Below are 12,854 nucleotides of genomic sequence, written 5' to 3'. Positions count from 1 at the left end.
GGGTCAGCGCAGTGACAGCACCAGGAGGGCACCGGTCGCGGCGGTCTCGCACAGCGCCCCGAACACGTCGCCGGTCACCCCGCCGAACCGGGTACGGCAGCGGTGCAGCAGTGCCTCGGCGGCGGCCCCGGCGAGGGCCGCGGCCACGAGGAAGCGCAGCCAGGTCAGGCCGGGGAAGGCCGAGCCGGCGAGGGCGGCGAGGGCGGCGCACCCCGCGGCGACGGTCCACGCCGCCCGGGGGGACAGCACCCCGGCGACGGCGGCGCCGAGGCCGCCCGGGCGGGCCGCCGGCACCCCGCGCCGGGCCGCGAGCGTCATCGCGACGCGCCCCGCGACCGCGCCGGCCACCGCGCAGGCGGCGCCGTAGACCCATCCGTGCCCGTAGCACGCCGCCAACGCGGCGACCTGGGCCAGCAGCACCAGCGCCAGGGCCACCACGCCGAACGGTCCGATGTCCGAGCGCTTCATGATGTCCAACGCCTGCTCGGGGGGCTTGCCGCTGCCCAACCCGTCGGCGGTGTCCGCGAGTCCGTCCAGGTGCAGGCCCCGGGTCATCACGGCGGGTACGGCCACCGCGCCCACCGCGGCGAGCAGCGGGGACGCTCCCGCGGCGTGCAGTCCGGCACCGACGGCGCCCGAGGCCACGCCCACCGCGGCGCCCACCAGCGGTGCCGCCGCCATCCCGCCGCGTGCGGCGGCCCGGTCCCAGCGGGTCACTCGTACGGGGACCACGGTCAACGTCCCGAACGCGAACCTCAGCCCGTCCCCCACCCGCACCCGCGTCTCCCCACCAGCCACCCCGCGAGGCTACCTCCCCCCGCCCGCGACCCCGCGGCGGCCGCCTCCCGCGGGGGAAGACGGCCGCCGGTGGGAGTGGGGGTCGGCGGGTTCAGTTGTCTTCGGGGTCCTGGGCGAAGATCTCCTCGGCGGTCGTCGCGGTCGCCGTGCGTTCCAGCCACTTGCCCAACTGGTCGGCTTCCTCGCACTCGGCGACCCGGGTGCGCAGTTCGTCGTCCAGGGTGATGCCGCGGGAGGCGATCACGAGGAGCAGGCCCTTCGCGAGGCCCTGCGCCAGACCCTCTTCGCGGCCCTTCTGGTGGCCTTCCGCGCGGAGTTTTTGGGAGGTCTCGGAGCGGAAGAAGGAGGTGTCGACGACCATGAGGCCCTTCCAGATGTCTGCTGCCGGCCCGCTGCCCAGGCCGAGTTCGGTGCGTATGTCCGTACAGCCGGCGGCCGCCTCCCGCGGGGGAAGTCGGCCGCCGGTGGGAGTGGGGGTCGGCGGGTTCAGTTGTCTTCGGGGTCCTGGGCGAAGATCTCCTCGGCGGTCGTCGCGGTCGCCGCGCGCCGGGTCCACTCGTCGAGGCGATCGAGGCTCTGACCATCGGTGATCAGAGCGCGCAGTTCCTCGCTGAGGATCAGCCCGCGGGACTCGATGACGACGAGCAGGGCCTTGGCGGCCCCTTCCGCGCGGAGTTTCTGGGAGGTCTCGGAGCGGAAGAAGGAGGTGTCGACGACCATGAGGCCCTTCCAGATGTCTGCTGCCGGCCCGCTGCCCAGGCCGAGTTCGGTGCGTATGTCCGTACAGCCGGCGGCCGCCTCCCGCGGGGGAAGTCGGCCGCCGGTGGGAGTGGGGGTCGGCGGGTTCAGTTGTCTTCGGGGTCCTGGGCGAAGATCTCCTCGGCGGTCGTCGCGGTCGCCGTGCGTTCCAGCCACTTGCCCAACTGGTCGGCTTCCTCGCACTCGGCGACCCGGGTGCGCAGTTCGTCGTCCAGGGTGATGCCGCGGGAGGCGATCACGAGGAGCAGGCCCTTCGTGAGGCCCTGCGCCAGACCCTCTTCGCGGCCTTCCGCGCGGAGTTTTTGGGAGGTCTCGGAGCGGAAGAAGGAGGTGTCGACGACCATGAGGCCCTTCCAGATGTCTGCTGCCGGCCCGCTGCCCAGGCCGAGTTCGGTGAGCTCCCTGAAGATCGCGGCGGTGAGGTCGTCGACCGTCTGGAGCGCGGAGTTCAGTGCCTTCAACAGGGTATCCGCGTCACGCCGGTGACCATGGGTGATCGCGGAGAAGACGGCCAGCGGGAGGTCCCGGGCGGCCTCCTCGGGGTCGGTGATGACGGGGACGTTGTGCGGGCCGAGGACCAGGGGGCGCACCGTCATGCAGCGCCACTGGGATATCCCGTAGTGGAAGGGGCCCTCGGCCCAGCGGGCCGTACCGACGTCCTGGCACGTGACCAGGAGGATCACCTGCTTGCCGTACTTCGCGTGCAGGTAGGCGAGGTAGTACGCCCAACTGGCGCATTTGTCGGGGTCCTTGCGGCCCTGCGACTCGATGGCGAGCAGGTAGCTCACGCCGTCCGCGCCCTCGATCTGGAGCAGCGTGTCGATGCGGCGCTCGACCGGTACGAGTTCGGTGGCGTCGGGGGACAGAAGGGAGACCGCGACCGGCTCGGCGAAGGGGAGGCCGAGCCGGTCGAAGGTCCGGGCGAAGATGCCGGGGTCCTCTTGGAAGATCCGGTGCATCGCCTCATGTGATGAGGTGACCATAGCTATGGACCGTAGATGTCCGTTTCTGTGCAGAAACGATCACCCATCGACGTATTCACCCGCACGAGTGAACGGATATCAGGATTTCCGGTGTCCGGGACCCGGCGGTCAGGAGTGGAGCGTGAACTTCTGGGCCGCGGTGCCGTTGCAGTCCCAGATCTGCAACCGCGTGCCGTTGGCCGTGGCGCCGCTGGGGGAGTCGAGGCAGCGGCCGGACTGCGGGTTGTACAGGGAGCCGTCGGAGCGCTGCTGCCAGACCTGGCCGCCGACGCCGTTGCAGTCCCACAGCTCGACCTTGGTGCCCGCGGCGGTGCCGTTGCCGTTGATGTCGAGGCAGCGGCCGATCGTGCTGAGGGAGCCGTTGGTGTGGTGGGTCCAGTACTGGTCCTCGGCGTAGGACTGGCAGTTCCAGAGCTGGACCGCGGCGCCGTCCGTGCCGGTGTCGTCGGCCGCGACGTCCACGCACTGGCCGCCGGGGCCGGTGATGGTGCCCTGGGGTCCGTTGGGGATGTTGGTCTCGCCGGAGTAGCCCACCGACACCACGTTCGCCTGCACCGCGTTCTCGGCCGCGTCGGTCGGGTAGCCGGAGACCATCACGCCCTCGAAGAAGGTGCCCATGTTGCGGTTGCTGTTGTCACCGCCGGTGCCCAGGATGATGCCGCCCTCCTGGTGCATCGGCATGTAGCCGCCTCTGGTCGGCAGTGATCCGTTCCACCATGTCGACAGTCCGCCGGACTGGGAGTTGCCGCCCTTGAGCGCGTAGGTGGTCTGCCCGTTGTTCTTCAGCACCGCGGTGACGAAGGCGCTCTTGTTCCCGGCGTTCGCGGTGTTGGAGCCGTTGTCGCCCTGGAACATGCCGTTCTCCATGTCGGCCTCGACCCAGGGGCCCGAGCCGGTGCACGGCGAGAAGTAGCACGTGGTGGCGATGGACACCGCGTCCATGTGGCCGTTGCCGGTGTCGGACGCGGTGGACTCGGCGTTGCCGTAGTCGAAGCAGCAGTCGGAGCCGACGTGGGTGCCGCTGGCCACCATGTAGGCGCCCTCGGCCTGGCCGTTGACCGCGGTGCCGGACGCGGCGCCGTTGGAGCGGTAGCCGACACCCGGCGAGATCCAGATGCCGTAGACCTTGTGGCCGCCCGCCGTGACGGACAGCTCGCTCGCGTCGGCGCCGCGGTCGGCGCTGCCGGCGGTCCCGGCCGGGCCCGGGTTGAGGTCGTTGTGGCGGGGGGACTGGTCGTAGACCTTGCTGATGCTGCACGTGGTGTCCGCGCAGAACGAGTCCTGCGCGGCCGCGTTGGCGTAGCCGCCCTGCGCGAGCAGCCCGATGTCCGTCTTTGCGCCGTCGGAGGCCCGGGTCACCTGGTACAGCGGGCCGTTGTACGAGGCGTACAGCGCACGGGTGGTGCTGTGCGCGGCGACGCAGGGGGTGCCCGCGGCGGCGTAGATGTCGCACGGCAGCGAGCCGGCGGCGTGCGCCGCCGTACCCGGCAGGCTGATGAACGCGCCGAGTACGAGCGCGAGCGCCGCGACGGCCGACATCAGGATGCCGCGCAGCCGCGGGACGCGGCCGCGTCCCGTGCTCGCGGTGAGGGATCTTTGCATGGCGCGCTCCTGAAGGTGGGGGGTGAGGGAGCTTGCTTCAACATGCCGCCATGGCAGGCGAGTTCGTTCGCGGCCCGCCGTGAGACGGCTCGCTGGGAAGGTACGCGCGCTGGTGGGTTCGGTCAATATTTGTTGCTTTCATTTTTCTGAGAGCGCGTTCACCTGTCCGAATCTGTGGGTTTCCGTCGTACCCGTCGTACGGTTCAGGGGCGTTGGGGGCGGACCAGCCCCGACTCGTAGGCGGCCACGACGAGTTGCGCGCGGTCGTGGGCCGCGAGCTTGGCCATCGTGTGGTTGATGTGCGTCTTCACGGTGAGCGGGCTGACCCCGAGCCGGGCGGCGATCGCGTTGTTCGGCAGGCCGCCGGCGACCTCGACGAGCACCTCCCGCTCGCGGGAGGTCAGGGTGTCCATGCCCGGCACGGTGCGCGGCTCGCCGTCGGCACCCTGCTGCTGGGCGACGAACCGGGAGATCAGGCTCTTCGTGGCGGCGGGGGACAGCAGCGCCTCGCCGCCCGCCACGGTGCGGATCGCCGACAGCAGCTCGTCCGGCTCGGCGCCCTTGCCGAGGAACCCGGAGGCGCCCGCCAGGATCGCCCGCACCACGTACTCGTCCGCCTCGAAGGTGGTCAGCACCAGGACCGCGGTGCCGGCCAGCTCGGGGTCGGCGACGATCTCCCGGGTGGCCGCGATCCCGTCGGTCCCCGGCATCCGGATGTCCATCAGCACCACGTCCGGCCGCTCGGCCCGCACCAGGGCGACGGCCTCGGCGCCGTCCACCGCCTCGCCCACCACGGCCATGTCCGGCTCGGACTCCACCAGCACCCGCAACGCGCCGCGCAGCAGCGCCTGGTCGTCCGCGAGCAGCACCGTCACCACGGCGGGCGGGGACTGCGCTACGTGACCGGGTGGGATCGCCATACGGTCAGATTACGGGGACGGGGCCGCCGCGCCGTGCGGGGGCACCGTCAGCGGAAGCCGCACCGAGACCCGGAAACCGCCACCGGGCCGGGCGCCGGTGCGGCAGACCCCGCCGAGCGCGGAGGCGCGTTCGTGCATGCCGAGCAACCCGTGCCCGCCGCCTGCGCCCCCGTCCGGAGCGGCGCCGCCCGGACCGGCTGCGTCCGGACCGGCCGCGTCCCCTCCACCGGTGCCGGCGCCGGAACCCGCGCCGGGCCGGCCCCCGCCCCCACCGGTACCGTGCGCGCCGGCCGCCGCGCGGGGCTCGCCCGCTGCCGCGCGCTGCTCCCGGGACGTCCGCTCCCGGTCGGTGCGCTCCCGGTCCGTGCGCCCGCGCGCCTCGCCCCCCGCCTGCGGCGGCAGCCCGCCGAACAGCGGCGGCGGCGCACCGGCCGCACGCCCGGGCGCGCCGTCGTCGTCGACCACCACCCGCAGCTCTCCGTCCACCCGGCTGATCCGCACCACCGCGCCGGCCCGCGGACCGGCGTGCTTCTGCACGTTGGTCAGCGACTCCTGGATCACCCGGTACGCGGTCAGGTCCACGGACGCGGGCAGCGCGGCGGGCTCCGCGCCCTCGGGCCCGCCCGGCTCGGGGTCGTCGCACTCGACGGTGACGCGCAGCCCCGCCCGCCGGAAGCCGTCCAGCAACTGGTCGAGCACCGCCAGCCCCGGTGCCGGCTCCATCGGCGCCTCGGGCTCCCCGGACTGCCGCAGCAGCCCCACGGTGGTGCGCAGTTCGGCCAGCGCGGTCCGGCTTGCCTCACGGACGTGCGCGAGGGCCTGCTTGGCCTGGTCCGGGCGGGAGTCCATGACGTGCGCGGCCACGCCCGCCTGGACGTTGACCAGCGCGATGTGGTGGGCGACGACGTCGTGCAGCTCGCGGGCGATCCGCATCCGCTCCTCCGCCACGCGCCGCCTCGCCTCCTGCTCCCGGCTGCGCTCGGCCCGCTCGGCGCGCTCCTCGACCGCCGCGATGTACGCGCGGCGGCTGCGCACGGCGTCACCGGCCGCGGCCGCCATCCCGGTCCAGGCGAAGACCGCGAAGTTGGCCTGGCCGTACCAGGGGCCGTTGCCGAAGGACATCGCCAGGGCGGTCAGCCCGACGCAGACCGCGAGCCCCGTCAGCCACGTGGTGTGCCGGTCGGTGCGGGCCGCGACCGTGTACAGCGCCATCGCCGCGGCGAGGATCACCGGCACCCGGCCGTCGGCGGGGCGCAGCGCGATGAACACGGCGGACAGCCCGCAGGTGAAGGCGAGCACCGACCACGGGGCGCGCCGGCGCAGGCCGAGCGACGCGCAGGCGGGAGCGGCGAGGCCGATGTCCACCGGGGTCAGCCGGTAGGTGTCCGAGCCCAGGACGCTGCTCAGCAGGATCAGCACGAACACGGCCGACGCGAGAGCGGCGTCGGCCGTGGCGCGGTGGGCCCGCAGCCATTGCCACGGAGCGAGGACTCCGGATGGGTACTGCACGGTAAGCAACGGTAACCCCCTCGCGGGGCGCCGGGCCGTGGTCGAGGCTCCGGGTCCTCCCGCAAACAGCCGGGTCCCGGCCGTTCCCGGGCAAGAGGCGGCGGGCCGGCGGCCGCGCACCGCGGGCCGCCGCGCGGACGGGCCGTCCCCTGCCCCGACGAGCCGTGCCCTGCCCGACGAGCCGTCCGCCGGGCGGCGGCCGGGCGGGACGCGGCACCGTCGTGGACGGCCCACCCCCGGAAGAGCTACCCGGGGATGAGCCCGTCGTCGTCGAGCATGGCGCGGACGGTCTCCAGGGTGGCGTCCGGGGCGGGGAGGATCAGTTCCGACGGCAGCAGGGCGTCGTCGGGGAGCGGTTCGCCGAAGCCGCGGACGCCGTCCAGGAGGGCGGCCAGGGTGCGGCGGAACGCGGGCTCGTCGCCGGACTGGACGGCGGCGAGCAGTTCGGTGTCGAGCGTGTTGAGCGCGGTGAGGTGGGACTCGTCCACCCGCACCTGGCCCTCCCCCATGATCCGTACGATCATGACGGCCTCCTCCGTAAGGCTGCGTAGGGCTCGGTCGGGCGGGTCACTGCTTGTCGAACCGGGGCCTGTCCTGGGGCTGCGCCTGGGCGTCCTGGCCGTTCTGGCCGCCCTCGATCGCCGGGGTGCTGCTGCCGCCGGACAGCTCCGCCTTCATGCGCTGGAGTTCCAGCTCGACGTCGCTGCCGCCGGAGAGCCGGTCCAGCTCCGCCTGGAGGTCGTCCTTGCCGAGGCCGCTCGGGTCGTCCAGGGCACCGGAGGCCATCAGCTCGTCGAGGGCACCGGCCCGCGCGCGCAACTGCTCGGTCTTGTCCTCGGCACGCTGGATCGCCATGCCGACGTCGCCCATCTCCTCGGAGATGCCGGAGAACGCCTCGCCGATCTGCGTCTGCGCCTGGGCGGCGGTGTAGGTGGCCTTGATGGTCTCCTTCTTCGTGCGGAAGGCGTCCACCTTGGCCTGCAGCCGCTGGGAGGCGAGCGTGAGCTTCTCCTCCTCGCCCTGGAGCTGCGTGTGCTGCGCCTCCAGGTCGGTCACCTGCTGCTGGAGCGCGGCCCGGCGCGACAGCGCCTCGCGGGCCAGGTCCTCCCGGCCGAGCGCGAGCGCCTTGCGGCCCTGGTCCTCGTAGGTCGACGACTTCTTCTGCAGATCGTTGAGCTGCAGTTCGAGCCGCTTGCGGGACGTGGCCACGTCGGCGACCCCTCGGCGTACCTTCTGCAGCAGTTCAAGCTGCTTCTGGTACGAGTAGTCGAGGGTCTCGCGCGGGTCCTCGGCCCGGTCCAGGGCCTTGTTGGCCTTCGCGCGGAAGATCATTCCCATCCGCTTCATGACACCGCTCATGGGCCTCGCGCGCCCCCTTCTCGGCAACTGCTCCAGCACCTCTACAGACCCCAGCCTACGGGCCCTGGTTCCATTACCGCACTGTTCGGGAGCGGATGCGGTCATCCGTAGGGACGATCACGGTTCGGCGACCTAGCGCCCAAGGAGTAGGTGAGGGGCTGGGGCCCGGCGCCGGAAGCACGTAACCTTGGAGACGTGTTCCGACGTCGTTCCCAAGATGAGCAGGCCCAGAGCGCCAGTACCACGGCGCTGCTGGAGGACCAGCCCCGCGACCCGCAGGCTCCCAAGGGTCGCCCCACGCCCAAGCGCAGCGAGGCCCAGAGCCAGCGCCGCAAGGCCGTGAGCACGCCCACCGACCGCAAGTCGGCGGCGAAACAGGCCCGCGACGCGCGCAGGGCGGACATGGCCAAGCAGCGCCAGGCGCTGGCCGGGGGTGACGAGCGCTATCTGCCGCCCCGCGACAAGGGCCCGGTGCGCAAGTTCGTCCGGGACTACGTCGACTCCCGCTACCGCGTCGCGGAGTTCTTCCTGCCGCTCGCGGTCGTGATCCTGGTGCTGAGCGTCGCCGGTTCGATGCAGGACCTGTCGCTGCTGCTGTGGCTGGTCGTGATCGTGGCGATCGTGATCGACTCGGTGGTCACCACCGTGCTGCTGCGCCGCCAGTTGCGCAGGCGTTTCGAGGGCAAGGACACCAAGGGCGCGGTGGCCTACGCGCTGATGCGCACGCTCCAGATGCGGCGGCTGCGGCTGCCGAAGCCGCAGGTCAGCCGCGGCACCAAACTCTGACCGGAGGGCACGGGGGCCCGGCGGGGTACGAGTACGGCTACGGCGGTGCCGCGTCCGGCGGCCTGCCCGCGGTGGGCGGGCCGGACGCCCGGGGCGGCGGGCCCGGCGCCGGCGGCTTCACCGGCGGCGCGGGCGGCTGGCTGGCCGGGCTCGGCGGACTGCGGAACACCGTCCGCCAGGAGTTGGTCGCCCGCCAGCTCGACGAGCAACTGGACGCGTGCTTCCCGCAGCCGGCCGGCGCGCACGCCCGGCGGCGGCTGCGGGTGCTGGACATCGGTCCCGGCCAGGGCACCCAGTCGCTGCGGCTCGCCCGGCTCGGCCACCTCGTCACCGGGCTGGAGTCCGACCCGGCCATGCTCGCCACGCTGCGGCAGGCGGTGGCGGCCGAGCCCGCCGACGTCCGTGAGCGCTTCGTGGTGCTGCGCGGCGACGGCCGCGAGACCGGCCGGCACTTCGGCCCGGCCTGTTTCGACGTGGTGCTCTGCCACGGCGTGCTCATGTACGTCCCCGACCCCGAGCCGCTGCTCGCCGCGCTGGCCCGGGTGCTCACCCCCGGCGGGATGCTGTCCCTGCTGGTGCGCAACGGCGACGCGCTCGCCATGCGCCCGGGCCTGTTCGGCGACTGGACGGCGGCGCTGGGCGCCTTCGGCTCCGACTCCTACACCAACCGCCTGGGCCTGGCCACCCGTGCCGACCGCCGCGCGGCGCTGACCGCGGTGCTCGACGGCATCGGGGTCCCGCTGCGGGCCTGGTACGGCGTGCGGGTCTTCACCGACACCGCGCCCGACCAGGCGCTGAGCCCGTCCGACCCGCACGAGCTGGGCCTGCTGCTCGCGGCGGAGGAACAGGCCGGCCGCACCGACCCGTACCGCGCGGTGGCGGCGCTGCTGCACCTGTGCGGGGTGCGCGGCTGATCCGCCCGCCCCGGACGGACCGGCGCCGCTCGGGCGTACCCGCCCGCATCCGGGCGCACGGGGCGCGGCCGACCGGTCGGGTGAGGACCCGATTGGCGGTCCGGGCCGAGCCCCGCGGCACCGCGAAAGCGACAATTCCGGCATGAGTCGATCGCGCAACGACCGCCCCCGCCACCGTCTCCTGCCGACCGTCGCCGGCACCGCCGCGGCGTGCGCCGCGGTCCTGCTCGCCGCCGGCTGCGGCCCCTCCTCCGGCTCCGCGTCCGACACGGACGCCGGGGCGCCCGCCGCCAGGACCGCCGCGCAGCGGGCCGACTCCGCCGACGACCTGCAAAGCGCGTACCAGAGCACGGTCAGGAACGTGCTGCCCTCGGTCGTTCAGATCACCACCAAGCAGGACCTCGGGTCGGGCGTCGTCTACGACGACAAGGGCGACATCGTCACCAACGCGCACGTCGTCGGCGACGAGACCTCCTTCCAGGTGTCCCTGGCCACCGGCGGCAGCCCGCTGGCCGCCAAGCTCGTGTCGTCCTACCCCGCCAGCGACCTCGCCGTCATCCGGCTCACCTCGGTGCCCGGCGGTCTCAAGCCGGCCGCCTTCGCGAGTGGCGACACCGCCGCCGTCGGCGAGATCGTGCTCGCCATGGGCAACCCGCTGGGCCTGTCCAGCAGCGTGACCCAGGGCATCGTCTCCGCCACCGGGCGCACCGTGAGCGAGGGTGGCTCCGACAGCGGCGGCGGCACCGGGGCCACCATTCCCGACATGGTCCAGACGTCCGCGGCGATCAACCCCGGCAACAGCGGCGGCGCGCTGGTCGACCTCGACGACAAGGTGGTCGGCATCCCCACTCTCGCCGCCACCGACCCGCAGCTCGGCAGCGGCGCGGCGCCGGGGATCGGGTTCGCCATCCCCTCCTCCACGGTGAAGCGGATCGCCGACCAGATCATCAAGGACGGCAAGGTCACCGACTCCGGGCGGGCGGCGCTCGACGTGACCGTCCGCGGCGTCGTCGGCTCCGACTTCCAGCCGTCCGGCGCCGCGATCGTCAGCGTGACCCGGGGCGGCGCGGCGGCGAAGGCCGGACTCCGGGCGGGCGACGTGATCACCAAGGTCGGGTCGGCGTCGATCACCACGGTCCAGTCGCTGACCGAGGCCCTGGCCGGGCTCCAGCCGGGCGACAAGGTCGAGGTCGCCTACGTGCGGGACTCGGCCACCAGGACCGCCCAGGTCACGCTCGGATCGCTGAACTGATCCCCGCGCCGGTCAGGACTCCTCCGGAGCCGGCCCGGGCTCGGGCTCGGCGGCCGGCTCGGACTCGGCCGCGGGCTCGGGGTCGGCCGCCGCCAGGCTCATGGGGCCGTAGACGCGGGTGTCGTCCTCGAAGAGGGTGACCTGGTCGGCGCCGCCGGCCGCCAGCTCCTTCCAGACCTCGCCGATCCAGGACTCGGCGTCGCCCTGGGTCGGGAACTCCTCCGGTGGCACCGAGGGCTCCACCTCGGTGCCGTCAGCCGCCTCGAACCGCCACGTCCACGCCATGTGCTTCTCCTCGGGCCGGGAAAACGGACGACAGTGCCCGGGAAGCGTATAGGCACGATTCGCCGGGGCATCGATGATCCTTCCAGCGCGCCCCGGAGCCGTCGAGAGGGCGCCCCGAAGTCGGCGCGGCGCCCGGCGCCCGCGGTGGTGCCCGCCGCGCCGCCCGGCAGCCGCTTGGGCGGTCCCCGCGCGCCCGGGTCCGGCCGGCGCGAGACGATCGCCTTGTGGAACTGACTCTGCTCGGCACCGGCGGCCCCGAGGGCCTGCCGGTGCCCGACTGCCCCTGCGCCGCCTGCGCCCTCGCCACCGGGGCCGGCGCGCGCGGCGCCACGTCGGTGCTCGTGGACGGCGTGGTGCTGCTCGACCTGGTCCCCGGCGCCGCGCTCGCCGCCGCCCGTGCCGGCCGGACCCTGGGCGGGCTGCGGCTGGTGCTGCTGTCCCATCCGCACGACGGCCCGCCGGTCGAGATCCCGCCAGGGCTGCCTGCACCGGCCCGGGTGCCCGACGGGCGGGAGCTGTCGGTGCTGACCGGGCACCGGGTGCGGGCGGTGGCGACCGACGCCCTTGGCACCGGCTACGAGGTCGAGTCGCCGGAGGGGCTGCGCGCGCTCTACCTGCCGCCGGGATGCGCCCCGGCGGGCCTCGCCGACAACGGCAACCACGCCGCGGACCGGGCGGTCGCGCCGTACGACCTGGTGCTGCTCGACCTGGTCGGGCGGCCGGACGCGCTGGCCCGGCTGCGCGCGGCCGGCGCGGTGGCCGGGACGACGGACGTCGTGGCGGTGCACCTCGGCCACGACGCCCCGCCCGGGCCGGAACTGGGCCGCCGCCTCGCCGCCCTCGGCGCCCGCGCGGTGCCCGACGGCACCACCCTGGCCGTCGGCGACTACCGCGACGTCCCCGACCTGCCGCGGCGCACCCTCGTCCTGGGCGGTGCCCGGTCCGGCAAGTCGGCCGAGGCCGAACGCCGCCTCGCCGCCTTCCCCGACGTCCTCTACGTCGCCACCGGCGGCACCCGCGAGGGCGACGCGGAGTGGGCGGCGCGCGTCAGCGCGCACCGGGAACGGCGGCCGGCCTCCTGGCGCACCGTCGAGACCTGCGACCTCGTCCCCCTGCTCGCCGACGCCTCGGGGCCGCCGCTGCTCGTCGACTGCCTGTCCCTGTGGCTGACCCACGTCATGGACGCGGCCGGTGCGTGGGAGGACGCGACCTGGCGCGGCGGTGGGGCGGCCGCGGTCGAGGCCGGGATCGACGCGCTGGGCGCGGCGTGGCGCGCCACCCGCCGTACGGTGGTCGGCGTCTCCAACGAGGTCGGTTCCGGGGTGGTCCCCGCGACTCCGGCGGGGCGTCGCTTCCGCGACGCGCTCGGCCGGCTCAACGCGGCCGTCGCCGCCGAGTCCGAGCACGTCCTCCTCACGGTCGCCGGGCTGTCGCTGCCGCTGCGGTAGGACGGTCTCCCGCGCGTGTCCGTCCCGGCAGCCGGGCCCCCCTTCCCCGCCCGCGTTCCCCGCCCCGGACTGCGGACGGCCCCCGCGCGGGGCCGTCGCCCTGCCCCTGCGACGCCCGCACGGCCAGCAGGGACGGGCCCCCGCGCGCGGGCCCGTCGGCTCGGGGGCCTCGGGCCGAGGGGGCCGTCCCGCGGGTGCCGGGACCCTGCGGTCCGCCGGTCGCGGCCGGGGCGCGGTCC

General features: G+C 74.3%; 14 protein-coding genes. 4 read left to right on the top strand and 10 right to left on the bottom strand.

Annotation, left to right across the window (positions count from 1 at the left end; all coding sequences use genetic code 11):
* Positions 1-3: 3 nt before the first annotated feature.
* From RVR_RS08275 to RVR_RS08235, 9 genes are all read right to left on the bottom strand, one after another.
* A complete protein-coding gene (locus RVR_RS08275; RefSeq protein ID WP_237404634.1) occupies positions 4-798 on the bottom strand; it encodes an adenosylcobinamide-GDP ribazoletransferase in 795 nt (264 codons plus the stop codon).
* A 91-nt stretch (positions 799-889) separates the two neighbouring features.
* A complete protein-coding gene (locus RVR_RS08270; RefSeq protein WP_202233234.1) occupies positions 890-1,159 on the bottom strand; it encodes a hypothetical protein in 270 nt (89 codons plus the stop codon).
* A 125-nt stretch (positions 1,160-1,284) separates the two neighbouring features.
* Positions 1,285-1,518 carry a hypothetical protein gene (locus RVR_RS08265; RefSeq protein ID WP_202233233.1) on the bottom strand — a complete coding sequence of 78 codons (234 nt, stop codon included), beginning with the start codon at positions 1,516-1,518 and terminating at the stop codon, positions 1,285-1,287.
* Positions 1,519-1,643: 125 nt separating this feature from the next.
* Positions 1,644-2,540, bottom strand: a complete 897-nt coding sequence (locus RVR_RS08260; protein WP_202233232.1) for a hypothetical protein — start codon at positions 2,538-2,540, stop codon at positions 1,644-1,646.
* Between the two features lie 108 nt (positions 2,541-2,648).
* Entirely contained in the window at positions 2,649-4,142 is a 1,494-nt protein-coding gene (locus RVR_RS08255; protein WP_202233231.1) for an arabinofuranosidase catalytic domain-containing protein, read from the bottom strand.
* A gap of 203 nt (positions 4,143-4,345) precedes the next feature.
* Positions 4,346-5,062: a response regulator transcription factor gene (locus tag RVR_RS08250; protein WP_202233230.1), complete on the bottom strand. Its 717-nt coding sequence runs from the start codon at positions 5,060-5,062 to the stop codon at positions 4,346-4,348.
* Positions 5,063-5,071: 9 nt separating this feature from the next.
* Entirely contained in the window at positions 5,072-6,571 is a 1,500-nt protein-coding gene (locus RVR_RS08245; protein WP_202233229.1) for a sensor histidine kinase, read from the bottom strand.
* A 245-nt stretch (positions 6,572-6,816) separates the two neighbouring features.
* Positions 6,817-7,095 (bottom strand): PspA-associated protein PspAA, encoded by a 279-nt coding sequence (gene pspAA, locus RVR_RS08240; RefSeq protein ID WP_202233228.1) that lies wholly within the window; start codon positions 7,093-7,095, stop codon positions 6,817-6,819.
* A 43-nt stretch (positions 7,096-7,138) separates the two neighbouring features.
* Positions 7,139-7,930 carry a PspA/IM30 family protein gene (locus RVR_RS08235; RefSeq protein WP_202233227.1) on the bottom strand — a complete coding sequence of 264 codons (792 nt, stop codon included), beginning with the start codon at positions 7,928-7,930 and terminating at the stop codon, positions 7,139-7,141.
* Between the two features lie 195 nt (positions 7,931-8,125).
* On the opposite strand from RVR_RS08235, the gene RVR_RS08230 reads away from it, so the two are divergent.
* From RVR_RS08230 to RVR_RS08220, 3 genes are all read left to right on the top strand, one after another.
* Positions 8,126-8,716 (top strand): DUF3043 domain-containing protein, encoded by a 591-nt coding sequence (locus RVR_RS08230; protein WP_202233226.1) that lies wholly within the window; start codon positions 8,126-8,128, stop codon positions 8,714-8,716.
* A 140-nt stretch (positions 8,717-8,856) separates the two neighbouring features.
* Positions 8,857-9,630 carry a class I SAM-dependent methyltransferase gene (locus RVR_RS08225; RefSeq protein ID WP_202238472.1) on the top strand — a complete coding sequence of 258 codons (774 nt, stop codon included), beginning with the start codon at positions 8,857-8,859 and terminating at the stop codon, positions 9,628-9,630.
* 142 nt (positions 9,631-9,772) lie between these two features.
* The gene (locus RVR_RS08220; RefSeq protein ID WP_202233225.1) at positions 9,773-10,882 is read left to right on the top strand and encodes a S1C family serine protease; all 1,110 of its coding nucleotides are present in this window, start codon (positions 9,773-9,775) and stop codon (positions 10,880-10,882) included.
* Between the two features lie 12 nt (positions 10,883-10,894).
* Here the strand turns inward: RVR_RS08220 and RVR_RS08215 are convergent, their stop codons facing one another.
* Positions 10,895-11,167, bottom strand: a complete 273-nt coding sequence (locus tag RVR_RS08215) for a hypothetical protein (protein ID WP_202233224.1) — start codon at positions 11,165-11,167, stop codon at positions 10,895-10,897.
* Positions 11,168-11,391: 224 nt separating this feature from the next.
* On the opposite strand from RVR_RS08215, the gene RVR_RS08210 reads away from it, so the two are divergent.
* Entirely contained in the window at positions 11,392-12,615 is a 1,224-nt protein-coding gene (locus RVR_RS08210; protein WP_202233223.1) for a bifunctional adenosylcobinamide kinase/adenosylcobinamide-phosphate guanylyltransferase, read from the top strand.
* Positions 12,616-12,854 lie beyond the last annotated feature (239 nt).

This window comes from Streptomyces sp. SN-593 (assembly GCF_016756395.1).
GTDB lineage: Bacteria > Actinomycetota > Actinomycetes > Streptomycetales > Streptomycetaceae > Actinacidiphila > Actinacidiphila reveromycinica.
The sequence above is the reverse complement of the archived record's forward strand: the minus strand, read 5'-3'. Positions and strand labels throughout refer to the sequence as shown.

Bases quoted from the DNA above. Each gene is read 5' to 3' on its own strand.
- RVR_RS08270 (WP_202233234.1), bottom strand. From the start codon at position 1,159: ATGGTCGTCGACACCTCCTTCTTCCGCTCCGAGACCTCCCAAAAACTC.
- RVR_RS08265 (WP_202233233.1), bottom strand. From the start codon at position 1,518: ATGGTCGTCGACACCTCCTTCTTCCGCTCCGAGACCTCCCAGAAACTC.
- RVR_RS08260 (WP_202233232.1), bottom strand. From the start codon at position 2,540: ATGGTCACCTCATCACATGAGGCGATGCACCGGATCTTCCAAGAGGAC.
- RVR_RS08255 (WP_202233231.1), bottom strand. From the start codon at position 4,142: ATGCAAAGATCCCTCACCGCGAGCACGGGACGCGGCCGCGTCCCGCGG.
- RVR_RS08250 (WP_202233230.1), bottom strand. From the start codon at position 5,062: ATGGCGATCCCACCCGGTCACGTAGCGCAGTCCCCGCCCGCCGTGGTG.
- pspAA (WP_202233228.1), bottom strand. From the start codon at position 7,095: ATGATCGTACGGATCATGGGGGAGGGCCAGGTGCGGGTGGACGAGTCC.
- RVR_RS08235 (WP_202233227.1), bottom strand. From the start codon at position 7,930: ATGAGCGGTGTCATGAAGCGGATGGGAATGATCTTCCGCGCGAAGGCC.
- RVR_RS08220 (WP_202233225.1), top strand. From the start codon at position 9,773: ATGAGTCGATCGCGCAACGACCGCCCCCGCCACCGTCTCCTGCCGACC.
- RVR_RS08215 (WP_202233224.1), bottom strand. From the start codon at position 11,167: ATGGCGTGGACGTGGCGGTTCGAGGCGGCTGACGGCACCGAGGTGGAG.